Here is a 21,603-nt window from a genome sequence, read left to right as displayed (position 1 = left end):
CGCACCAGCCGCTGGAACCGGCTCATCGGCAGCCCGGTGAACGTCTCCACCCACAACGGATCAGCCCGTAACACCCCGCCCATACACGAAGAATGCCCGCTCAGCTACTTTCTGCAACAACTTTTAGGGAGTGTCTGATAATTCGGCATTGCGGAGCCAGATCATGAGTGAAGCGATGGTGACACCCGCCAGGTAGCGGCTGGCCAGCTTGTCGAAGCGGGTGGCGATGGCGCGCCATTGCTTGAGCTTGCCGATACAGCGTTCGATCAGGTTGCGCTGTTTGTAGGCCGAGGCATCGAAGGCGTGCGGGCGGCCTCCCTGGCTGCCTCGCCGCTTGCGGTTGGCGATCTGGTCACGCCGCTCAGGGATGACCGCCTTGATGCCGCGCCGGCGCAGGTCGAGCCGGATCTTGCGGGTGGAGTAGCCCTTGTCGCCGATGACAACATCAGGCCGGGCGGGGGCGGCCGCCGGCTGGGCGGCGCATCCGGAACTTGGACAGCACGTCCTCGAAAGCGGTGCAGTCGACGGTGTTGCCGCCGGTCAGATGCAGGACCAGCGGCAACCCGCGGGCTTCGACGAGCAGGTGCAGCTTCGTGCTCAGCCCGCCCCGGGATCGTCCGAGCGCCTGCCGCCTTTGCGATCGCTTCGTATCGATCGTCCCGCCGCCGTCCCCCTTTTACGGGCCCCGGCGGCGTGCTGGTGAGCGCGGGCGATGGTGGAGTCGATGCTGACGGTGAACTCGACCTGGCCGATCGAGTCGTCCTTGACCTGCATATCCTCCAGCAGCCGTGCCCAGGTGCCGTCTTCTTCCCAGCGTTTGAACCGCTCGTAGCAGGTCTGCCAGGGCCCATACCGCTCGGGGACGTCTCGCCACGGGGCACCGGTCCGCAACCTCCACAGGATCCCGTTGATCACTTCCCGGTGATCGCGCCAGGGACGTCCCCGCCCGTCGGTCACCGGCAGCAACGGCTCGATTCGCGCCCACGCCTTGTCGGTCAGCTCACCACGTCGCACCACGATCAACCATTCAAGCGCGAATGTTAATCATTTGTCAGACACTCTCTAACGGCGCGCGCTCCATGCCAGGAGATCCACCGTGGCCACGTCACCATCACAGCGGCGATATCAACCATGATCATCCGCCTTTGGGCTGGTGACACGTTCGTTAACGGCACCCGTTTCAGGTCGCTGCCGTGGCCGGCGGACGTGGTCAAACTATGCGGGTGCAGAGGGTCCTGCCTCGAATCTCCCAGCTGGCCCTTCTGCCGCCCGGCGGGCAGGCACCGCTGGTGAATGCGGTGACACGGAGGATGTAGTCGTACGCTCCCGGGGCCGAGCCAACCTTGCACGGCCACAACGTCATCAGATCATTGTTGCTGATGGCGACCGAGTCCTTGTCCTCACCTTTTCTGGCCAGGAAACAGTCGCCCACGCGGAACTGCCGCTGCACACAGAGGGCGATCTCGTTGGGCTGCTCGCCGTAGCTCCACCACGATCCCCCGTCCAAGTCGTAGTCGCTGATGCACTCGGAGGAGTCGTCGGCCACCTTGCGCACCCTCACGTAAGCGTCGGAGCGGCCGCAGCCGACCGCGCGTGGCTTACTCCGATTCCACCCGCCGGTCGGACGCTCGTAGGCGTCCAGGCAATCGCCCGCCGAGATCTTCTCGAACGCCTTGCGGATGGGATCAGACTTCGGGGTGGGGGTGGCACTGTCGGTGGCGCTGTCGGTCTCGGAGGGCTGGGGCGTGGATGCCGGGGATGTCGGGGTCTGCTGGGCAGTGGCGATGGCCTTGGAAGTGGCCGGTGCCTGTCCTTGGTCCACAATGGCCCAGGCGGCGAAGGCGACCAGCAGGAGGCCCGCGACCGCAGCCACAGGGAACTTCATTCGTCCGAGCGGCGGAAACCGTTGGTCGTTCCCCTGCACGTCCTGCGGCGCCAGCACCAGCACCTTGGTCTCCGCCACCCGCGTGGCGATCATCGTGCTGACGGGCTCCGGCAGTGGTGTGCGGTCACCCTCGACGAGCGCGGAGCAACGTTCGAGGAACACATCCAGGCGGGGCCGGTCTTCCGGATCCTTTTCGAGCCCTGCTTCGATCAGCGGGAGCAACGACTCGGGCACGCCGGCCAGGTCGGGTTCCTCGTTGACGATGCGGTAGCCGAGGGCCTCGATCGAGCCTTCTCCGAAGGGCCCCCGTCCGGTGGCGGCAAAGACCAGCACGGCAGCAAGGCAGAACACGTCACCGGCCGGACCGACCTCGCGTCCCCGAAGCTGCTCGGGCGACATGAATCCAGACGTGCCGACCACGCTGGTACGGGTGGTCTGCATGGTCGCATCGAGCGCGCGGGCGATACCGAAGTCGATGATTCGAGGCCCGTCCTGAGCGAGCAGCACATTGCCGGGCTTGAGGTCCCGGTGGACGACCCCCCGCTCGTGAATCGCCATCAGCCCTTCGGCCAGGCCCGCGCCGAGCCCCGCGACCGCCGCCGCGGAGAACGCGCCGTGCTCGCTGACGACCTCGTACAGCGACGGCCCCGCGATGTACTCGGTGACGAGCCAGGGCGGATCGGCGTCGGCGCGAGCGTCCACCACCTGCGCGGTATGGATACCTCCGACCCGCCGCGCTGCGGCGACCTCCGCCTCGAACCGTCGCCGGAACTGCCTGTCCTCCGCCAGGTACGGATGGATCACCTTGACAGCGACCGGCCGGCCACCCTTCGAGCGGCCGAGGTAGACACGACCCATCCCGCCCGCACCCAGCCGCGCCAGCAGCCGGTACCCATCGACCATCTGGGGGTCGCCCGCCTCAAGCGGCTTCAGTTTCTCGTCGGGCACTCGCAGGTCCTCCCACACCCACTTGTGATCTCGAACGTACCCTTCCACACAGGACGATATGAGATAACTCCTAGAATCTCAGCCGTCTCTACCGCCCTGGTCGCCCGCTGCTGCATCCCGTCAACCGTTGAGACGGTCCGCCACAGCAGCCGGCCTCGTTCCACTGAGCCGGTGTTTGCGCTCTACCCGTCCGAGGCGAGGAGCGCCCACCTGTCCCGGGTCGGCAGCGTTTCCACTGGATCGTGCACACTCTGCGTACGCCCAGTGCCGGAGTACGCCATGAGCAGCGGGGCAGGCCCGGCGGCGCTGTACGAGCGACTGGTGTTTGATCGTGGTGACCGTGCGCACGTGCTCGCTGGTCGGGCTGACGTGCTGGCGCCCGTCTCCCCGGCTGCGGTTGTTGCGCATGAGGAGTGACGGTGGCGGTTCCCACACGGGGGAGGGACACCGCGCCCGTGGTGGAAGCCGCTGGCCATGACCGCGTGCGTGGAAGTCCTCGAAAGCGGGCCGCGACTTGAACTCGTCACCACCGCCTCGGAACGGGAACATGAGCGGCAACCTGCCGTCCTGGAAGTCCGGGTCAGTGGCCCCCTTGGCGCCATCCGAGACGAGGGTCGCCAGCAGGTCCGTGGTCGGGTTCGTGTTGTGCCCGTCGAAGGTTCAGGCAGGCCGGCCCGATCTGGTGTTCTGGTCTGCCCGCGGGACTTGGCGGCGGATGCGCCGGCTTACCAGCCCGGCCGCGGCCAGGACGGCCAGACCGCGCTCAGCTGGGCCGGGTTGTAGGGGCCATACGGTGCGGTGGCGTCGTGGTGGCCGAGCATCTGCCGGCCCGCGTGCAGCGGCAGCAGCGCCTGGCGGGACTCTTCAGCGCGCAGCGCGGAGATCGCCGCCTGGCCGTGGTGGACGGCGCGGACGCTGCGGTGCGCGCTTCGGGAGCGGGTGAAGACCGTGATCACGGTGAGCGGGCGCGGTTCGGTGAGGAACAGGCCGCTGGCGGACAGGGCCAGGTCGTCGTGGTGGGGTTCGATGACCGCGACCGGGCGGCCGGAGGGCGTGCGCTCCTCGATCAGGTAAGGATGATCTCCGTAGGGGGCGATCACTTCTATGAGGGTGCGATCGCTGCCGCGGCGACGCCCGGCCAGCTGGTCTTGGCGGTCGCGATGGGCGGCGGCAGATCGTCGGCGAAGGTGTAGACGCCGGCGGCGTCCGGGAGAGGAAGCTGCACGCGGGCCTCTCCTTCGGATCAGCGGACGGTGGTGTCGTACCAGTTGCGCCAGAAGAGGCGGGACTTCTGGAACAGGTGTGCGGTGATCGGGTTGGCCCACCAGAGCATCTTCAGGCTCGACCACTGCTCGAAGCGGCGGTTGGATGGTCGCACCCGCAGGTGCCTGACGTGAACGACTGGCTTGGTGACGATGCCGGCCGAGCCGGGTCAGGCGGTTGAAGAAGTCCACGTCTTCGCTCATGTACAGATCCGGCTGGTAGCCGGCGAGGGCGAAGAACGCCTCCCGGGTGCAGAACTGGGTGACGCCCTGGGCGCCGCCGAAGTGCCGGCGATACATCGCCCAGGCGGCCACCAGCAGCCGTGTGCCGGTCTTGGTCGGCTCGTACAGAGGTGGGATGGCGCCGCCGACGCACCTGCCTGAGCTCAAGTGCCGCATCGCCTCGGTGATGCCTTCCAGCGGGAAGTCGACGTCGGCGTCGATGAACACCAGGTATTGGCCGACTGGCACCGGCGCCGCTGTTGCGGGCTCGGCCGATGCCGCGTGTCGGCTCGGCGATGACGCGTGCTCCGAGGTCGGCGGCGACCTGGGTGGTAGCGTCGGTGCTGGCGTTGTCCACGACGATCACTTCGCCGTGCAGGCCGCTGGCCTGCTGCCAGTGTGCGAGGGCGGCGCGCACGGTGGGCATGTAGTGCGGCAGGTATTTCTCCTCGTTGAACGCGGGGATCACCACCGATAGCACCGGGTCATCCATCATCAGGGGCGTCCTTTCATCCGTCGTCGGCTCATCCGTCGTCGGCTCATCCGTCGTGGGCGGGGTGGCCGAGCGCGATGCGCAGCCGGGCCCGCCACAGGGCGAGGTGGCGCTGTTCGTGGAGCGCGGCCCACCGCCAGCCGCGCACCGCCTGGAAGGCGATCAGGTCGGCCAGCAGAGGGCGCGACAGGCCCGCCGGGTAGGCGGCCAGGAGCTCGGCCTGGCTGTGGAGATCGAGCAGGTCGGTGGTGACGATGGTCTGCGCCATGTCGTACTCGGCCGCGGCGAGCGTGGCCTGCTCGAGTCGGTCAGGTGCGCGACGCGCCGGCCGCCGGGTTGGGCGGGCATCAGCACGTTGTTCGGATGCAGGTCACCGTGGCACAGCACCCGCGGACGCGCCGGGTACCGCTCGATCGCCCGCTGGAGCGGGGCCCGGGCGATGGCCCACAGGCCGGGCGGCAGGTGCCGGCGCAGGTCGTCGACCTGCCGGCTAGGTCCACTGGCTGGAGCAGGCCCCCTCACCGGATGGCGGGCACGGCAGCCGATGGACTTGGGTCAGGAGTCGGCCGAGCAGGCGCAGCGTGTCGCGGCGCGGGACGTGGCCGTCCTCGGCCAGGTCGTGCAGGGTCGGCGCGAGATCACACATGATCAGCGCTGTGACGTCCGCTCCGGGAACGGGGCCGCCGGCCAGCGCGTCCCCGGAGCGGTTCAGTCACGGACTCCATGTCATGGTGGCGTACACCCGATCGAAGCGTCCCGCCTCCAGGTCCTGCCGAGCGATCGACCAAGAATATTCGGCCCATTCCATGCCGCGGATGTAATGCCACCACTGGGCGAGGCACACCCAGTCCTCGGGGCCTATGCCCGTCTCGGATTGCGGCAGCTCGCCTGGCGCCTTCGCCTGCGTTGCCTCCCGTCCCGCCTTTACGGCGGGGTCCTCGTCGTGGTACTCGTCCCTGGCGTATCCACCCAGCTGAAGCCCCGGATGGAAGACGTCGTTCGCCTCCAGCCAGACGTCAACCAGTTCGGCGGCATAGGGATGCCCCGGGATCCGCTTGCGAGCGTGAGCAGACCCTGGGTCGTGGACCTCCGAGTGGCAGGGAAGGGAGATGTCGCTGCTCAAGCGCAGCTGACCCGCCGGGTACTCCGCCACGCCGTGGTACTCGTAGACCGGATCCCAGCGGATGTGCACCTGGCGTTCCTCGACGGGCGTACCGGCAGGGACGTAGAGCGCACTGCCCAGCGTCTCCTCGCCCATCATGTCAGGGTCGGGGCAGGCGAACAGCAGCAGGTGGCCGTCGGGCGGCAGCGGAAGGTCTGTCGCCTCCTCAGGCAGCGCGGCGAGATCGACGGTGGCGGCGAGTTTGCACCAAGGATCGGGGACATCGGCGGGGAGCAACAGGGCACCGCCGAGCCGGCCCACCACCGGCCCGTCACCTCCCACCGATCTCAGTGTCGCGCACGGTCGCGCGGTGCCCGTCCACCGTTCGACATCGTCCAGAGGAATGCCCTTCGCCAAGGCTCTTTCACGGAACCGGCCGAGCTTGTCCAGCATCTCAGGGGTCATGCGAATCTCCATGAGGTCAAGGCCCGGCTGCGCGGCGTGCTTCGTGTCGGTCGAGCGTACTGGGTAGTTAGATCCCATCAGCTCCGACGTGACGTCACCCTCCATGCCTGGAGATCGATCAGCACGGGTTCGAAGGTTCCTGACACCACCACCTTCGAGGCCGGCCTTGCCCTGCGGGAAGGAGCCGCATCACGGTTCCTGCGGCCCATGCGCGACAGCCATGGCCAACCCACGTGCCTGACAGGTCTTCAAGCAGCTGACCAGCTATTTCGCTTGACTACCCAAGATAACGATCGCGCCGTCCACGGCGGACCGTCATGCCCGTGCCAGTGTGAAGCCGATGCCTGCGCCGTTCGCAGGGTTCAGGCCCGGTTCGGTGATGGCCTGGGTGAGGTCTTGTAGGTGGGTCCTCCGGGGACGGTGTCCGTGTCACCGATGAGCGTCATAGTGGCCTTTGCACCATTCCCGAGTCGGCCGACCGCATCGCCGTCCGGAAGCGGCGGGGCAGCCGCGGTGGCTTCGCGCGGGTCAGCGGGTGCCCGTCGTCTATGGAAGTGCGGATGGCGTATCCGAGTTCTTCGAGGTCGGCTACACCGGGGGGCGGATTGCCGCAGGTAGGCGCTCCGGCAGTGTGGGGTCAGGTAGGGCAGTCCCGGCCGAACTTGTCCAGGTGGCCGAGATCGGGCGGGTGCAGGGAGATGATCTGCTGCGATTGATCCTGGTGTCGGGCAAGATCGCCCTATGGGCCTGCCTCGCAACCGCCGCGCTCTGCTCTTCACCGGGGGGATCGGACTCGCCTCCCTCCTGACGCTCTTTGAGGTGAGCACTCCTGGCCTGTCCGGGTGGGCCTTGGCGTTGGTGCCGTACTGGCTGGCGCTCGCCATTGCCTGGTCGTGGATGTTGGGTCGAGGGCCGGGTCGGCGGGGTTGGGCGCTTTGGATGTTCGTCCCGCTTGCACTGGTGCTGGGCACGGTGCTGCTCGTCAAGATCGACGCCCCCTTGCACGCGCGCTTCGCCTTGTCAGAGCCGAGCCTGGAGCGCTACGCCCGGTCAGTGAGCAGCGACTATGCCAGCAGTCGATGGTGGGGCCTGTATTGGGTGGACGAGGTGGAGAAGATCCCCGGGGGAGCGAGGTTCATGGTCACCTCGCTCACGATGGATTGGAAGAGGTACGGCTTCGCCTACATCCCGGATCGGGCACCGGATCCAGAAGAGGGGAGGTATGAGCACTTCAAGGGCCCCTGGTACATCTGGTCTGACGGCCCATGAACCTCACGTGGTGCATGACCTCCCGATCCATGCCGATGTGTGCCGCACGCAGAGCGCTGTCAGTACCTGAAGGCACCGAACAGCTGGGAAGCGATCATCACCGTGACCGACTCGGTGCAGGTCACGCTCATTCGTGAACACCCCAGGTGGGGCCGATCGCTGCATCTGTCCGGCCGGGCGGCGTCTTCTCCCGTACGGCCATCAGCATCATGACGGGTCCTGGTTCGTCTTGTCCGGGTGGTCGTTCGTCGGCCGCTCGCCAAGGCCCCCGCCAACTGATTCAAAAGCGCGCTGGCGTACCTGACCGAGGAACTGCACGGCGCGGCCAACACGCTCAGGCCGAACGCCGCCGCGCCGACATCCCAGCCACCTGCTGGCAAGCCCTGACCAACCATCTCACCGACGCCACAGAGCGAACCGGAGTTGGCGACGCCGCCCGATGCCGGATTCTGTATCGCTACGCCGACCAGCTTTGGCGCAGCGCTGCTCAGTTGGGGAGCTCGGGCGCCGACTTTCTGTGGGTCGAGCTGCTGGCGGCGCTGATGCCGCCGCTCCTCGGTTGATCACGGCGTTCTTCGACCGAGGACAGGTGGACGAGGCTGAGCGGTTGCGGCGAGATGGACTGGAGGCGGACTGATCGGGGGGGGCAGACCAGACAGTGCCTCGCTGCTGTCTGATCAATGCTTCGGCGCGGCCCATGTCCGTCGTATTCCGGTGGCACCCCTGTACCGTGCAGGAGCAGCACGACCTCGAGTGCGAACAGACGCTCACCGTACGCGTCCAGAACCAGCTTTGTGGGCGTCCGGTAGCAAGCGGCGAAAATCCAACGGATATGCCCCTGATCTGTGGTGATTGAGTCCTCTGGTGGAGCAGACGGGATAACTGACTATCGCAGGGTTCGCATCCGACGCGGGAATCGAGCGCGAGCGTCGGATGCGAACTGGAGCTCTCCTGAGCGTCAGTTCGCCTGGCCGGGGAGGGTCAGGCGGAAGAGATCGCCGTGGTCGGCGAGCAGCCGGGCCTTGCCAGTCGTGATGTCCAGCGCATACGTCTGCCCACCCTTGGCGCCGTTCCTGACGGTGACTTCCGTCTCGCTGAGCCACACGGTGGCCATGAGGTCCCCGGGCAAGGCAGGAGTAGGCACCTTCCGCAGGGCCTTGCCGGTCTTGACGTCGAGCACGGTGAGCACTGGCTTCTTCTTCGGGGTCCCGGTCATGTCGAGCGCCACCACCGTCCGGCCGTCCGGCGCGACCTCGCTGAACCCGACGAACACGCCGTCGAAGCGCACCGGCTCGCCGCCACCGGTCACGGGCATCAGCCACAGATCGGTCTCGAGATACCTGACCAGTCCGAGCACTCCGTCCTTGATGGTGACCGGCTCGAAGTCGCGCTTCAACATCGTCCGCTCGCCGGTCCGCATGTCGATGAGCATGCCGGGGTAGTCGTCGAACTCCTGCGGATCGTCGAAGACCAGGTAGCGGCCGTCGTCGGAGACCAGGAGAATCGCGCCGCGTGGGATCTTCTTCTCCGGCACCTTGACCGGCGAGACCGCCTCGGCCCCGGTCTCCATGTCGCGTACCACGTGCGCCTGCGCCTTGCGGCTGTAGTAGGCCAGCACGCGCCCGCTCCGGCTGATCGCCACGGGCACGGTCGACCGGTCAGCGGTACGCGGAAGCGCCCCGGGCACGCGGTATGCCGTACCGTCGGAGGTCACCACCCGCCACTCCGCGTCGTCACAGTCCGTCTCGCACTTCGCCTGGTACGCGTGGCTGAGCCTCCCCACCGGCCCCTCAGGCAGATCGGGTACCACGACGGCCCGATCCACGGCCGGCGTGGTCGGCGCCACCGTCTGCACGGCCGGCTCGGTGACCATCCGCCACGGCGTCGCCAAGACCACGCCGCCGACGCCTATCACCACGGTGGTCGCGACCGCGGCCAGCGATGCCGTGACGAGTCGCCTGCGCCGGTGGCGGGCGATGGCCGCGTCGGCCAGATTCACCAGAGGCGCCTCGGCGGCGATGCCGTCCAGCGCCCGATGCAGTCGCGTCATTGAGCCGCCTCCTCGATCTCAGCGTCTGATAGCAGGTGTGCCAGCTCGGGCGCGATCGTCCGCAGGCGGGTCAGCGCGTGATGGGTCTGGCTCTTGATGTTGCCGATGGAGCAGCGGAGCACCTCGGCCGTCTGCGCTTCGGTCAGGTCCTCCCAGAAACGCAGCACAATCACCGCGCGCTGCCTCGGGGTGAGCCTGGCCAGCGCTTGGCGCAACACAATGCGGTCGAGCGTGGCGTCATCGTAGGAAGCGCCGTGCTGAGGCACATCGGCGCTAGGCAGCTCGGGACGCGACCGACGTCTCCAGGATATGTACTGGTTGATCAGCGACTTGCGGATGTACGCCTCGGGGCTGCCGCCCCTGGACAACTTGCCCCACTGTCCCACAACCTTGGCCAGGACGCTCTGCAGCAAGTCCTCGGCGAGATGGGCGTCTCCCGTGAGCAGGTACGCGGTCCGCATCAGCGCTTGCTGGCGGGCGAGCACGAACTCACGGAAGCCGTCGTGACGGTCCAATGTGATCTCCTCTCGCCTGTTCCCAACGCCATCCGCCGGACGAAAGGTTGCACCCGAAGCCTCGCCATCTGTGGCGAATCCGTAGGTGAAGGCCGCAAGCAGATGTCCCGTAGCTGACGACGGAACCCACGGATGCAGGTCTGAGCTGAGGTTTCTCACGCTCCATGACACTTGTTGATCATCTCCGCGGCGGGAGACCGGGCGAAACCACGGAAAGTGAAGTGCTTCCGGTGGCTCCCAGTGCGGTTTCGACCCGCCGCCTGTCAGCCGGGTGCTTGCCGATGCTCGGCGCAGTGGATAGGCGGGCGCGATCGGTCGCCGTCACACGAGGGCGAGGTGCCGCGCCCCCGGGACGCCGCTCCGCCATTCGGCGTCCGTCATGCGCAGTACGCGCCATCCGATCCAGCCGTAGGCGGCCAGGTGCAGCAGGGCGCCGGTGGACTGGACGACGGGCGTCTGGTCCATGGTCAGGAACGGCACGAGGGTGCCGGCCAGCGCGGCGGCCGGGACCCACCAGGGCACGGACTTGACCTTGGCCAGGGTCACCAGCAGCGCGAGGAGGGCGAGGTGCAGCGCGAACCCGGGCAGGAGCATCCCGTACACGAAGCCCGGCAGGCCGTTGGCCTGCTGGATGACCGCCTCGGCCTGGGCGTCGGGCAGCGTCTGGGCCAGGGCCAGGTCGTAGAAGTCGGTGGTGAACAAGGTCAGGCCGAGGCCCGCGCCGATCAGCCCGGCCGCGGTCGCGATCCCGCTCGTCACGGGGGCGCGCCGGCGCAGGAGGTGTCCCAGGGCCAGGACGACCGGGATGAGGCTGAGCGCCGCCCAGATGTAGAGCAGGGCGCTGACCTGGACCGCCGTCGCGCTCGCGCGGAAGACGGCCGGATCGTGCTCGGCCCCCGGCGGGGAGGTGAGGAAGGCCAGGAACTCCAGCACCGGCCAGGCGAACAGGGCGATTCCCGCGGCCACCCGCCGGAACGCGTCAGGATCCTTCATCATGCGCCGGCCAACCGTCAACCGGTCCCGGACCGCGCGGGGCCCTGGCCTCGATGCCCGGGAGGAATGTCCCGGGCGCCGGGTCCGGCGTGGGCAGCCTGCGGCCGCACCGACAGGGTGCCCGAGGTGAGCAGGGCGCCCACGGCGAGCCAGTACACGCCGGCGATCAGCCCGCCGCCGAGCTGAGCCAGGATGATCTCGCACAGCCACAGCACCGGTAGTGCGGCGGCAACGAGCCGGGGCACCGTCCCGGCTCGCCACAGCGACACCGCCATGGTGATGGAGCCGGCGAGCATGGCCAGGTTCGCCGGGACGGCCACGTACGCGAACCATGCGTAGTCCTCGCCGTTCAGGTTCGACGCGGTGGCGCCGAACGCCAGCAGGAGGTGGCCGGCCGAGACGACGCCGGCGGCCATGCGGGCGGCACGGGCGCCGCGACGGGCCAGCGCGAACAGGCCGGGGATGAGCAGAAGAAGAGAGGCCGCGAATAAGGCGAGGATGAGGTGTTCCTCGCCGAGCACTCGTGGATCGGTGTCGGTGGGCCGTACCGCCTGCATCACGCCGGTGGCAGCCATGGCCAGCCCTCCGAGGGAAGCCAGCAGGCCCGCTGCGGTGCGCCTTCGCGCCGTCTCCTGAGATGTCATGGCATAACGGTAGAAATCATCCGGTTTCGGGCGCGTCCGACTGGAGGCGCGATCGCCTACCACCGGAAGCTGACCCGGCTACCTCAACCGGCTGACGCTCATGGCCCGGTCCGGCAGTACCGTTCTGCGTGTGGACCCCCTCGCACGGCTGGCCCAGGTGCCCCGGCGCCCGCCCCGCTCGGACCTGGCGCTCGCCGTACTGCTGGCCGTCTGGGCCGTCGCCGAGGTGCTGCCACCGGGCCCGGACCCGCTCTGGGCCGGGATCGCCTTCGCCCTGGTGACGACGGTTCCCCTGGCGGTACGGCGGCACGTACCGCTGCTCGTTCTCGCTGTCATCGTGGCCGCGCTGCTGCTGCGGGCGGCCACTGCCGACGGCCCGCCCGCCACGGTCGCGCCGTTCCCGGCGATGCTGGTGGCCGCCTTCTCCGCCGCGCTGCACACACGGTCTCTGCCGGTGGCGTTCGGGGCGTGGTGCGGCGCTGTCGGGGGCATGGCCGGCGCGATCGTCCTGCAGTTCTACGACACCCGGCCGGACGTCGGCTCCGCCGTGGTCATGGTCTTCTTCGTCACCGGCGCGTGGATGGCCGGGCGGCTGCTGCGTCGCCGGGAGGTCCAGTTGCGCGACGCGCACGAACGTACCCGAGAGCAGGCTCAGGAGGCGGTCGCCGCCGAGCGGCTGCGGATCGCGCGGGAGCTGCACGACGTGGTCGCGCACTCCCTGTCGATCATTGCGGTGAACGCCGGAGCCGCGCGTGAGCTGGCCGTGGCCGAACCGGAACGGGCACGCGACCACATGGACGCGGTGGCCGACATGGCCCGCGAAGCGCTGACCGAGATGCGCCACCTGCTGGAGGCTCTGCGCGACGACGGCGACGACGCCCTTACGCCGCAGCCCACCCTCGACCGGCTCCCCGAGCTCGTGGAACAGGCACGCACAGGCGGGCTACCGGTGCGACTGATCGAGCAAGGAGGGCGACGCACGCTGCCTGCCGGGCTGGAACTGGCCGCCTACCGGATCATCCAGGAGGCGCTCACCAACGTCCGGCGCCATGCCGGTCCGGCCGACACTGAAGTCCGCGTCACGTACGGAATCGGGCAGCTCGACCTGGAGGTCGTCAACGCGCCGCCCGGAACCGGACACGCGCCGCCGGCCTCGGCTCCGCCCGGGCACGGCCTGGTCGGAATGCGGGAGCGTGCCCGCCTCTACGGTGGAACACTTGAATCCGGTCCCGCCGCGGACGGCGGCTACGCCGTCCGCCTGCACCTGCCTGTGGAGCCCCCATGATCCGGATCCTGATCGCCGACGACCACGCATTGGCGCGCTCCGGACTGTCGGCCATGCTCGGCGTCCAGCCCGACATCGAGGTGGCGGGCATGGCCGCGGATGGAGCCGAAGCGGTCACCGAGGCCTCTCGCCTACGGCCCGACGTGGTGCTGATGGACATCCGGATGCCCATGTTGGACGGCATCGAGGCCACCCGGCGCATCCGCGCCCAGGCCGATGCCCCCACGGTGCTGGTGCTCACGACGTTCGATCTCGACCAGTACGTCTACGAGGCGCTGCGGGCGGGCGCCGGCGGCTTCCTGCTGAAGGACGCCCCGCCCGGCCAGCTCGCCGAGGCCGTACGAACGGTCGCCGCCGGGCAGGCGCTGCTCGCGCCGGCGGTGACCCGGCGGCTCATCGAGCGCTTCCTGACGGTGCCGCCCGGAGGCGGGCGGGCCCTGGAACGCCTCACCGACCGTGAGCGGGAGGTGCTGGCCCACGTCGGGCGCGGTCGCTCGAACGCGGAGATCGCCCAGGCGCTGCACCTGTCCGAGGCCACGGTGAAGACACACCTGTCCCGGGTGCTGACCAAGGCAGGGTTACGTGATCGGGTGGCCGCGGTGGTCTTCGCCTACGAGCAGGGCCTGGTCAGGCCCGGCGAGACGAGGCGCTGACTGCCATCCTGCAGCGGACGGTCCGTCCCCCAGCTGCCCGAACCATCACGACAAGGGCCTGGCAGAAACAGCGACATCATCCGTGGCGCGTCACAGACCAGGCGCGGGCGCTGCGGCCGCGCTCGGCAGTGGCCACGCCGATGGACTGCGACATTGCAAGAGGGCCCCGTCGGTTCGGGGACCTCGCAGCGGTGCCGATGCTGGAACGCGTACCAGGTGGCCGGTTCCCGGTTCTCCTGGCGGGCGGGCCGGCGCCATCGCCCAGGGGCTGCCATTCACGGTGTCGCACGCCACCGGCCGCCGCCGGATGAATCCCGTGCCTCCCAAGCTCCAGGCCGTCCTGCGCGGAGTTCGACGATTTTCTGTCAGTGGTGGCGTGGAGCGTCCCGTCCCGTAGTTGGCAAAGGGCCCGCCCTCGCTTCCAGGGGCGGGCCCGCGTCCTTCCGTAGCGCCGAGCTCGCCGCCGCGCTCCCCGCGTTGACCACTGCGGGGAGCGCGGCTCCGGCATCTATCCCCGGGGTCGCGCTGCCCTTGGATGTCACTGGCGCGCCAGATGGTGGAGTTTGTCGGGGTTGAGGATTCCGTAGATCTCGCGGACACGTTGTCCACCGGGATCGGGGACGGCGACCAACACGGCGAACGGCGAACCGTCGGCCAGCAGCAGAGCCGTGGGCGGCCCGGCATCTGTCACCCACCGGGCGCGCACGAGCCGGTCGGTCGGCGCGACCTGGGCCATCAACCGGCTCACCTTGTCGCTGCCGTGGACCGCGCGCAGCGCTGCCGGAACACGGCCGCCGCCGTCGGTCCACAGGGTGACGTCGGGAGCCAGGACGTCCATCAATGCGCTGACGCTGCCTCCCAGAGCGGCGGCGAGGAAACGTTCGGCGGCGGCTTGCGCCGTCGTCTGGTGGGCGGCGAAACGGGGGCGGCGGGCCTCGACGTGCTCGCGCGCGCGGTGGACGAGCTGCCGAACGGCCGCGGGGGATCGGTCCATGATCTGGGCTATCTCCGCGTGCTCGTACCCGAACGCCTCACGCAGCACGAATGCGACCCGCTCCAGAGGACTGAGCGACTCCAAGACCACCATCAGCCCGAAGGCGATCGCATGCGAACGATCCACGTCCTCAGCCGGGTCGGATCCCAGCACCATCGGTTCAGGCAACCACGGACCGACGTAGTCCTCGCGCAAGGACCGAGAACGGTTCAACTGGTTGAGAGCGAGCCGGGCGGTGACCCGAACCAGGTAGGCCCGGGGATTCTCCACCTTGGCATGGTCCGCGCCCGACCACGCCAGCCAGGCCTCCTGCACCACATCTTCCGCGTCCGCCACCTTGCCGAGGATGTCGTACGCGAGAGTGAACAGCAGGTTCCTATGCGCCTGGAAGGAGCGGACAACCTGCGCCTGCGACTGCGCGTGCCCGCTGCTCACAGCCCGGTCCGTCCCGTGCCGGACAGCGCGCGAACAGCACCCTTCGCTGCGAGGATCGCGCTGTTGATGGAGATCTCTCCACGCATCCCCGGCGCGGCGACCATGTCCCCGGCCAAGAAGACCCCGTCCCCGCGGTCGATCGCGGGCCGGTCACGCCAGGTGTGACCAGGCAGGTCGAGCGCTCCGGTACGGCCCTTGGCCGCTCCCGTCCGCTGCCACGTCACCCGCTCCCGCCAGCCGGGCACGGCGAGATCGGCGAAAGCCTCCACCCGCGAGATGGCCGCACGCCTGCTCTCCTCGCGCCGTATGGGCATGTCGATCTGGAACAAGGTCTCGCCGCGTGGGGCGACTGTTGGATCCTGCATCGAGTAGCTCTCGTGAAAACCGCCACCGTCGAGGTCCCAGCAGATAAACCGGTCGTGTGGGCCCTCGCGGACCGCCAGGTCGAGCATCACGCAGTTGCCGCTCTCCCAGCGCAGCGAGTCGTCACCGAGCAGTGCCCGCGTCGACGACAACTCGGTGGCCACGATCGTGGGACGGTTCGGCAATTCGGTGACCCGGGAGCTCTTCTCGATACGCACGCCCACTTCTGCCGCACGCGCGGCCAGGCGATCGATGACCGCCTGCCAACCGCCGATGACCCAGCGCACGGCCGGCGGCTTGGGCGCGAACACGCGCCGCAACAGGTCCCACACGAAAGCCGCCGACAGCCGGCCGGTGTCCGCGTCAAGAGTCACCACGCTGATCGCGTTGGCCGCGACCCGTGCGGTGTCCTCCCCGTACATGCCGGCCGCCCAGCTGAAGAAGTCCTGATCGACAGGCGCCTTCTTGCCTCGTCCCAGCAGCATCATTCGGACGAAGTTCGCGGGAGGAAGGTGCCGTAGACGTCCATGCCGGACGAAACCGACACGCGCCGCGTCCCGGATGGACGGTCTCCCAAGCGGCTCGGTCAGCCCGCGCTCGGCAAGCCAGGTCCAGTGCGGCCCGTCGGCGTAGAAGACGTGTGCGCCTTCATGGGCGATGTACGGCCTGGCTGTCGCACGGCCCCGCCCGCCGAGAGTCGAGTGGGCCTCGTGCAACGTCACCCTGGCTCCCGCCTCCGCACACTCGATGGCCGCCACCAGCCCAGCCAGACCGCCACCCACAATCGTGATAGTCCCCAGCATGTCCCTGCCTTCCTTGTCCTCTCCTCATGAAGAGGCGAATCCACGGGGCATATGTGACATGAGACTGATTATCCCCGCCGACCTGCACCAGGCCGGGCCCTCTGACCGGTGAGCGACGAGGGCCCCGGCCGCACCGCCTACCGACAATGCCGTCCGGCCGGGTCATGGCCTCGCGAAGCCGAGACTGGCATAGCGGTCTCCACCCGTCCACGCAGGAAGCTTTGTGCGGCATGATGATCGAGGCATTTCCACCCTGATCGCGCAGATCAGCAGAGGCAGTGCTGGGCCCCGGTCGGCATGGGAAGAGGCACTCGGGTGTCCAATCACACCCTGATCCGCCTGGCCGAGCTGATCCGCATCCGGCGTGCCGAGCGCCGCTGCCGGTGGCGGCGCCTGGATGCGTCCCGGCAAGCCCTGCTGGTCCTGGCTCACCTGCGCAACGGCGACACCTATGCGCGGCTGGCCGTGGGCTTCCACGTCGGCACCAGCACCGTCTGGCGCCACGTCTGCGAGGCGGTCGACCTGACCACGGCACGTTCCACCGGCCTGATCGACGTGCTGACCGCCGCAGAGGTGAAGACCTTTGCCGACAAGGGATAGCAAGGCGCGGGCGGCAGCATCCGCACGCCGTTCAAGGGCCATCGGCTGCGGCCGCCGCTGTCGCGCCATCAGCGCTCTGTCGACCACGCGCACGCTCGCATCCGCACCCGCGGGGAACGCGCCAGGGCCACCTCGAAGCGGGACCTGGAAGGTGCTGACCCAGCCGCGCTGCTGCCCGCACCGCGCCACCACGATCGTGCAGGCCATCCTCGTCCTGCAGTTCATCGAAGAAGGCTGCCGCTCAGGATGAAAAGTGCTCGATGTAGCGCGCCGGTGTGGCCGAGCAGCGCGGCGTGCTCTTCTGGGAGTGGTCATCCAATTCCGCCCCGCCCGTGAAATCGCCTGGTCGGATAGCGGGATTCAACTGATGCGCTAATGAGCTTTTCCTGTACCCAGTAGACGAGTGGCAGAAGCGTCCGCAGTGACAGGATTGCGGGACCGATCCACACCAGCACGGGAGCGCGCGATGGGTAGCAATTCCAAAGGAGCTGGCTGCCTGGCCATATTGGACGTCCTGGTCATCGTGGGTGGCTGTATGCAGATGTTCGGCTACGAGAGCGAGCCTGAAAAGCCATCAAGGCGGCCGAAACCGCCCGCACAGCCGGTCTGCCCCGACCTGGTGGGCAAGACACTCGTAGAAGCGGAGAACGCGGCCAGGGCGATGGACATTCAACTCGATGACGAGGGCATCGGCCCCGCTACCTCTTGTGATGACAAGACCGATTGCGCCGTCTTCCGCATGTCACCCCAGCCCGGCACAGTGGTGGAAAAGCACGGGGAAGTCGCCGTTACTTGGATTACAGGTGATGAGTCTGCCTGGTACAACCGCGGAGGTCGACAGCCTGCGTTTCGGCGATACGCGCCCCGGTTCGGGCCTCGGTAAGTTGCCCGCCCAGTTCCTCGGCGCGCGTCCGCTCGGAGGCCAGCGCCGTGACGGCTTGGTCGCGCTCTACGGCCAGGCGGTCCCGCTCCCGGGCGTGCCCGGTGAGCAGCCTGTGCCGTATGCGGGGAGAGACCCGCCCGGACAGGCACTGCGGGTCGACCTGGCATCAGCTGCGCCTGAGATGCGCTCCGCGTCCGAAGGGCGCTAGAGGCCGCCATGTTCGACAAGGCGATTCGATCAGGCGGAGCGGACTCGGGAGCGTGGCGCCGCCAGGTGCCCCGGGGCCGTCGGCGCTCGCCGCCGACCCTGGGGCACGGGCGCATCGGCCGGTTCCGTCCTCGAGGACACCTGACGGCGGTCGATCAGCTGCGCTGTACCTGATAGGAACTCTCAGGTGCCGTGTGTGATGAGGCGGGCGGTTTCGTTCTGCTGAGTCTTGTGCCAGCTGTACTTGACCTTGTGGCCGCGGGGCACTACCGCACCGGCCTGGAACCGCCCGTGCCGCCAGCCGCTCTTCCAGCCGCGGTTGCTTTGGACGTAGGTCCAGCTATGGCCTGTGCACCCTCCCTGTATTTTCCGGGTGTGGGCACCTGAGTGGCTGCTGTAGAACAGCCAGGTGCAGCCGCTGCGGCGCTTGGTGATGATCTTTCTATGGGCCGCGGTGCTGTCCACCGACGCACCCGCCGCCACAGTGGCCGGCTGTACCTGAACGTGCGCCTGCACAGGTGGGATGGCAGGCAGGCCCGCCCCACAGGCGAGCGCTGCGATTCCCAGGATTGCATACTTGGCGATTCGCATTCCTCAGAACTCCTCTCTGCGGGAAATGTGCCAGTTCTCGTACGGCAGGCCACAGAACGGAGCCAAACGAGCCACGAGCGTAACGGCCAACGATGAAAGGTTGAGCGAGGCTCATGAATTCGCTCCTCACTCCTTTCCATTGAGGGGATTCGCCGCCTGCGGACCCACAGTCAGTTTCTACACCGGGCAGGATTATTCGGCAAGACCCCTCGCCTGGACAAGCGAATGCAGCACCCAGTCCCGATACTCGGGCGGTGTCGGCGATGCGCATAATCGTCGATGATTCTCCAGGAGTACGCATCACAGGGCCGGAGCAGGCGAGCTGCATGAATACCAACTACAGCTGGGGCCCCCAAGCGCAGTTGACCTGCGATGACCAGATCAAGCTTGCTCAATTCCGCCCGCCTTTACAGACAGTAAATTCCAACGAGCCAACAGAGGTAACCTGCGACACACATCACTCAGCGAGCAAGATCAAGAAGTTTCTGCGGTTGCAACAGAATCGCCGCGACCAACAACACCTCGCCGCCACTAAGATCAACTTCGTTTTTGAGCAGCCGCGACAGCCCCTATGCCGACCCACTATTCACCGATACAGACAGGCGGTCGCACGACCCCAACCCAAGAACGCCGGGCCGCCGGAGCACGTTTCCCCGAATTGCGGCAAGAGCGTATTTGCTCCTCTCGATTGATGAACCAAAAGGACCGCTCCGCCAGAATCATCGAGCAGGCTGCCCGCCCAATTGTCCTTTCAGAAAAATTTTAAGGGGCGAAGTGCGAAACCCGCCGCTTCGCGTCCACCGATCAACTCACCTGCTTTCCGATCACAAGCGCGCTTCTGGCTACGCGCCTCGCTTTGACCGCAAGAACACGGAGCACTGCTAGCCACCGGCGGAGGAAACGACGGCCGCGACTGAACGACGGGCCAGGTCCGCGTGGTGATGAGGACCCGCTGGTTGGATCACCGAACTCTTGAACATCTGGTACGCCTTCACCTTCCGGCGGATCGGACACTTCTCGTAGCTGGTCCCCTTGAGGCCGCTAGCGATCGACGTCGGTGAACGCTCTGTGCCGGCCTACGAACCAGGCTGCACCAGCTCCGAACGGGCCTCTGCGCAGCCCCGCAGCCTTCTTCCTCGCACGTTCCTGGCGTTCCGATGGCGGCGCGCCTATGCGAGAGACCATCGAAGATGTCCGCTCCCGGTGAAGGAGACTCCGTATGGTCGAAGTGGCCGATTGGATCGCTGACCGCTACCACGCCCTGCAGCAGTGGTCGCGAGAGCGGTTCGCCGACGATCCACGCAAGGCTGAGATCGCCAAGTACTCCACTCTGGCCGTCTGTGTCGCCGGCGTGGCTCTCGTTGTGATCGCGCTGTTGTGGCTGACCCTCACTGTTCTTGGCGCCATCCTCCAAGGCGTGTTCCATGCGCTGACGACCGGCGGTACGTGGGCCCTGGAACGGGGGCCGAATGGCAGCTAACCGAGGTCATCACCCCACCGGTTCACACCTACATCACCACCCACGCCACCGGACTGCCCACAAGTGCGGAGGTGATCTGGTCGGCCTGGGCACTGACCGGGCCGATCCTGTGGCTGCTCTGCTGGCTGACGGGGTCTTCCTGAAGCGCCCGCCTAGCCTGGCTGCTGTACGGGGCCGGCACCGTCGCGATGGTCTACAGTGCCAGCCCACCCCATGGACGTATGCTCGCTGCCGGTATCGCCGTTCTGTACTGGGGTGTGCTGTCCGTGTTCGCCTTGCGAGGCATTCGCCTCCGACCGCCGGTGCACGTCCACCCGGCTCCGGCGCCCACCGCAGCCCTGGAACAGCTGCGCGCGCACCTGGATGACCAGTTCGGCGAACTGCACGCGCGCCTGACCGGCATGGAGGCGGCAGCCAACGATGAACTCGCCACGCGCCGGGCAGACCAGCGCGATCGCTGATCGAGTGGGTGTGCCCTGCTACAAGACGTCGACGGCGGAGGCTGCGGCAGGCTCTACGGCAGACCGCGCAGGCTGCCGGCTCGGCCGACATCAACGACTCAGCCGATGCAGTATCGGCCGGGAGAGCTGACCTGTTTAGAAGAGGTACGGGCAAGCTCGTTGCCGAAGGGCGCAGGAGAGCTTTGAGCTCGTACGATTGCCTTTTCAGTGTCGCTTGCTGTGAGGCAGGGGGCGCTGAGCCTTTTGCCAGAAACCGGTCTACTCGAGCGCTCGAGCACGTCCGTCAGGGTAGAAGCCACATTGTGTGATGAGTTCAGCGTGCGGCTGGACAGCTTCCGTGGTGACCGGCCGCACGACACCCTGTGCGAAGCGGCCCCGCGGGCCGGGCCACAGTGTGTCGTGCGGCCGCTTCGACGAGCGCTCACAGGACGAACACCATAGAGGCGTACGCATCGCCACCGTCGGCTGCCATGCGATTCTCTTGTCGCGCTCCTGATCCCGCGCGCTCGCGAGGAATCGGCCGTGAGCAACCTCTCTTGCTGCGCTCCTGGAACGGGACCGGTTCTCCACTGCCGCAGCTGCTCCCGAGCCAGCAGCGATGTTGTGAGAACGCTGGCCAACGGACCGGCCGGCGACCAGCATGAAGGACATGTAGGACGAGTATCGGGTGGTCCCTCTGGCACCCGGGTTCATTCCCGAGGAGTTCGGCAGTGACTACACCGACGCGTGTGAGGCCTGACACTGGACCCGCGTCCCAGCGGCTACGCCCATCTGACGTACGCGACCTGACAACAAACTTGGCGAGCAATAACAGAAACCTGCATCGGAGATATCAGGTCCCGAACACGAATTATGGCTGAGGAGCCACCGGCATGTCTCACCTCTCATCGCGCTGGGCCCCGAAGCCGCGATGAAGGGGCTACCGCGTCCGCTACACGCTGGCCACCGAGCTCTCAGCTGCGCGGGCGTGCGGAACCGAGGGGCAGCGGACGTGCGCCCT

22 protein-coding genes and 2 pseudogenes are annotated in these 21,603 nt (G+C 67.8%); 7 read left to right on the top strand and 17 right to left on the bottom strand.

The features are described from left to right. Positions 1-123 precede the first annotated feature (123 nt). From KME80_RS29790 to KME80_RS29755, 10 genes and pseudogenes are all read right to left on the bottom strand, one after another. Positions 124-1,014 (bottom strand): annotated as a pseudogene (locus KME80_RS29790) (IS5 family transposase). Between the two features lie 196 nt (positions 1,015-1,210). Continuing rightward, positions 1,211-2,833: a serine/threonine-protein kinase gene (locus KME80_RS29785; protein WP_219509717.1), complete on the bottom strand. Its 1,623-nt coding sequence runs from the start codon at positions 2,831-2,833 to the stop codon at positions 1,211-1,213. 725 nt (positions 2,834-3,558) lie between these two features. Further along, on the bottom strand, positions 3,559-3,933 hold the full coding sequence (locus KME80_RS29780; RefSeq protein ID WP_219509716.1) for a hypothetical protein: 375 nt from the start codon (positions 3,931-3,933) through the stop codon (positions 3,559-3,561). A gap of 2 nt (positions 3,934-3,935) precedes the next feature. Further along, positions 3,936-4,058 (bottom strand): hypothetical protein, encoded by a 123-nt coding sequence (locus KME80_RS52080; RefSeq protein WP_281427228.1) that lies wholly within the window; start codon positions 4,056-4,058, stop codon positions 3,936-3,938. An 18-nt stretch (positions 4,059-4,076) separates the two neighbouring features. Then, positions 4,077-4,211: a hypothetical protein gene (locus KME80_RS52075; RefSeq protein ID WP_281427227.1), complete on the bottom strand. Its 135-nt coding sequence runs from the start codon at positions 4,209-4,211 to the stop codon at positions 4,077-4,079. Beyond that, positions 4,169-4,744, bottom strand: coding sequence for a glycosyltransferase (locus KME80_RS53355; protein ID WP_372455401.1), 576 nt, complete (start codon positions 4,742-4,744; stop codon positions 4,169-4,171). Before KME80_RS53355 ends, KME80_RS52075 begins: the two co-directional genes overlap by 43 nt. A 112-nt stretch (positions 4,745-4,856) precedes the next feature. Continuing rightward, positions 4,857-5,078 carry a hypothetical protein gene (locus tag KME80_RS29770; RefSeq protein WP_219509720.1) on the bottom strand — a complete coding sequence of 74 codons (222 nt, stop codon included), beginning with the start codon at positions 5,076-5,078 and terminating at the stop codon, positions 4,857-4,859. Then, complete coding sequence (locus KME80_RS53350) at positions 4,973-5,332, bottom strand: phosphotransferase (RefSeq protein WP_219509714.1); 360 nt, start codon at positions 5,330-5,332, stop codon at positions 4,973-4,975. The genes KME80_RS29770 and KME80_RS53350 overlap by 106 nt, the downstream gene beginning before the upstream one ends. Then, a complete protein-coding gene (locus KME80_RS29760; RefSeq protein WP_219509713.1) occupies positions 5,301-5,456 on the bottom strand; it encodes a hypothetical protein in 156 nt (51 codons plus the stop codon). The genes KME80_RS53350 and KME80_RS29760 overlap by 32 nt, the downstream gene beginning before the upstream one ends. 66 nt (positions 5,457-5,522) lie before the next feature. Beyond that, positions 5,523-6,482: a DUF1963 domain-containing protein gene (locus KME80_RS29755; RefSeq protein ID WP_219509712.1), complete on the bottom strand. Its 960-nt coding sequence runs from the start codon at positions 6,480-6,482 to the stop codon at positions 5,523-5,525. Positions 6,483-7,118: 636 nt separating this feature from the next. Here KME80_RS29755 and KME80_RS29750 point away from each other — a divergent pair. Further along, positions 7,119-7,646, top strand: coding sequence for a hypothetical protein (locus KME80_RS29750; RefSeq protein ID WP_219509711.1), 528 nt, complete (start codon positions 7,119-7,121; stop codon positions 7,644-7,646). A 958-nt stretch (positions 7,647-8,604) separates the two neighbouring features. Here the strand turns inward: KME80_RS29750 and KME80_RS29745 are convergent. The 4 genes from KME80_RS29745 to KME80_RS29730 all read right to left on the bottom strand — a co-directional run bounded on the left by KME80_RS29745 (position 8,605) and on the right by KME80_RS29730 (position 11,848). Beyond that, complete coding sequence (locus KME80_RS29745; protein ID WP_219509709.1) at positions 8,605-9,696, bottom strand: hypothetical protein; 1,092 nt, start codon at positions 9,694-9,696, stop codon at positions 8,605-8,607. Further along, positions 9,693-10,211, bottom strand: a complete 519-nt coding sequence (locus KME80_RS29740) for a SigE family RNA polymerase sigma factor (RefSeq protein WP_219509708.1) — start codon at positions 10,209-10,211, stop codon at positions 9,693-9,695. Before KME80_RS29740 ends, KME80_RS29745 begins: the two co-directional genes overlap by 4 nt. 321 nt (positions 10,212-10,532) lie before the next feature. Further along, positions 10,533-11,207 (bottom strand): hypothetical protein, encoded by a 675-nt coding sequence (locus KME80_RS29735; RefSeq protein WP_219509707.1) that lies wholly within the window; start codon positions 11,205-11,207, stop codon positions 10,533-10,535. A 14-nt stretch (positions 11,208-11,221) separates the two neighbouring features. Next, entirely contained in the window at positions 11,222-11,848 is a 627-nt protein-coding gene (locus KME80_RS29730; RefSeq protein WP_219509706.1) for a hypothetical protein, read from the bottom strand. Positions 11,849-11,978: 130 nt separating this feature from the next. On the opposite strand from KME80_RS29730, the gene KME80_RS52895 reads away from it, so the two are divergent. Together KME80_RS52895 and KME80_RS29720 are read left to right on the top strand one after the other, a co-directional pair. Further along, a complete protein-coding gene (locus KME80_RS52895; protein ID WP_219509705.1) occupies positions 11,979-13,133 on the top strand; it encodes a sensor histidine kinase in 1,155 nt (384 codons plus the stop codon). Further along, positions 13,130-13,786: a response regulator gene (locus KME80_RS29720; RefSeq protein ID WP_219509703.1), complete on the top strand. Its 657-nt coding sequence runs from the start codon at positions 13,130-13,132 to the stop codon at positions 13,784-13,786. The genes KME80_RS52895 and KME80_RS29720 overlap by 4 nt, the downstream gene beginning before the upstream one ends. Positions 13,787-14,324: 538 nt before the next feature. Here the strand turns inward: KME80_RS29720 and sigJ are convergent. Both sigJ and KME80_RS29710 read right to left on the bottom strand, forming a co-directional pair. Further along, positions 14,325-15,215: an RNA polymerase sigma factor SigJ gene (gene sigJ / locus KME80_RS29715; RefSeq protein ID WP_219509702.1), complete on the bottom strand. Its 891-nt coding sequence runs from the start codon at positions 15,213-15,215 to the stop codon at positions 14,325-14,327. Further along, positions 15,212-16,381, bottom strand: a complete 1,170-nt coding sequence (locus tag KME80_RS29710) for an FAD-dependent oxidoreductase (protein WP_219509701.1) — start codon at positions 16,379-16,381, stop codon at positions 15,212-15,214. Before KME80_RS29710 ends, sigJ begins: the two co-directional genes overlap by 4 nt. 297 nt (positions 16,382-16,678) lie before the next feature. On the opposite strand from KME80_RS29710, the pseudogene KME80_RS29705 reads away from it, so the two are divergent. Then, positions 16,679-17,231: pseudogene (locus KME80_RS29705) on the top strand (transposase). A gap of 216 nt (positions 17,232-17,447) precedes the next feature. Further along, positions 17,448-17,864 (top strand): PASTA domain-containing protein, encoded by a 417-nt coding sequence (locus KME80_RS53345; protein ID WP_219509700.1) that lies wholly within the window; start codon positions 17,448-17,450, stop codon positions 17,862-17,864. Between the two features lie 390 nt (positions 17,865-18,254). Here the strand turns inward: KME80_RS53345 and KME80_RS29695 are convergent, their stop codons facing one another. Then, positions 18,255-18,662 (bottom strand): hypothetical protein, encoded by a 408-nt coding sequence (locus tag KME80_RS29695; protein ID WP_219509699.1) that lies wholly within the window; start codon positions 18,660-18,662, stop codon positions 18,255-18,257. Between the two features lie 1,219 nt (positions 18,663-19,881). On the opposite strand from KME80_RS29695, the gene KME80_RS29690 reads away from it, so the two are divergent. Continuing rightward, positions 19,882-20,142 carry a hypothetical protein gene (locus KME80_RS29690; protein WP_219509698.1) on the top strand — a complete coding sequence of 87 codons (261 nt, stop codon included), beginning with the start codon at positions 19,882-19,884 and terminating at the stop codon, positions 20,140-20,142. Between the two features lie 221 nt (positions 20,143-20,363). Beyond that, entirely contained in the window at positions 20,364-20,603 is a 240-nt protein-coding gene (locus tag KME80_RS29685) for a hypothetical protein (RefSeq protein WP_219509697.1), read from the top strand. The last annotated feature ends 1,000 nt before the right edge of the window (positions 20,604-21,603 follow it).

The sequence above is a fragment of the Nonomuraea ceibae genome, assembly GCF_019396325.1.
GTDB lineage: Bacteria > Actinomycetota > Actinomycetes > Streptosporangiales > Streptosporangiaceae > Nonomuraea > Nonomuraea ceibae.
The sequence above is the reverse complement of the archived record's forward strand: the minus strand, read 5'-3'. Positions and strand labels throughout refer to the sequence as shown.

Excerpts from the sequence above, each read along its gene's own strand:
- KME80_RS53355 (WP_372455401.1), bottom strand. The coding sequence starts at position 4,744 with ATGCCCACCGTGCGCGCCGCCCTCGCACACTGGCAGCAGGCCAGCGGC.
- KME80_RS29770 (WP_219509720.1), bottom strand. The coding sequence starts at position 5,078 with ATGGCGCAGACCATCGTCACCACCGACCTGCTCGATCTCCACAGCCAG.
- KME80_RS29760 (WP_219509713.1), bottom strand. The coding sequence starts at position 5,456 with ATGTGTGATCTCGCGCCGACCCTGCACGACCTGGCCGAGGACGGCCAC.
- KME80_RS29755 (WP_219509712.1), bottom strand. The coding sequence starts at position 6,482 with ATGGAGGGTGACGTCACGTCGGAGCTGATGGGATCTAACTACCCAGTA.
- KME80_RS29750 (WP_219509711.1), top strand. The coding sequence starts at position 7,119 with ATGGGCCTGCCTCGCAACCGCCGCGCTCTGCTCTTCACCGGGGGGATC.
- KME80_RS29745 (WP_219509709.1), bottom strand. The coding sequence starts at position 9,696 with ATGACGCGACTGCATCGGGCGCTGGACGGCATCGCCGCCGAGGCGCCT.
- KME80_RS29735 (WP_219509707.1), bottom strand. The coding sequence starts at position 11,207 with ATGATGAAGGATCCTGACGCGTTCCGGCGGGTGGCCGCGGGAATCGCC.
- KME80_RS29730 (WP_219509706.1), bottom strand. The coding sequence starts at position 11,848 with ATGACATCTCAGGAGACGGCGCGAAGGCGCACCGCAGCGGGCCTGCTG.
- KME80_RS29720 (WP_219509703.1), top strand. The coding sequence starts at position 13,130 with ATGATCCGGATCCTGATCGCCGACGACCACGCATTGGCGCGCTCCGGA.
- KME80_RS29710 (WP_219509701.1), bottom strand. The coding sequence starts at position 16,381 with ATGCTGGGGACTATCACGATTGTGGGTGGCGGTCTGGCTGGGCTGGTG.
- KME80_RS53345 (WP_219509700.1), top strand. The coding sequence starts at position 17,448 with ATGGGTAGCAATTCCAAAGGAGCTGGCTGCCTGGCCATATTGGACGTC.
- KME80_RS29695 (WP_219509699.1), bottom strand. The coding sequence starts at position 18,662 with ATGCGAATCGCCAAGTATGCAATCCTGGGAATCGCAGCGCTCGCCTGT.
- KME80_RS29690 (WP_219509698.1), top strand. The coding sequence starts at position 19,882 with ATGGTCGAAGTGGCCGATTGGATCGCTGACCGCTACCACGCCCTGCAG.
- KME80_RS29685 (WP_219509697.1), top strand. The coding sequence starts at position 20,364 with ATGCTCGCTGCCGGTATCGCCGTTCTGTACTGGGGTGTGCTGTCCGTG.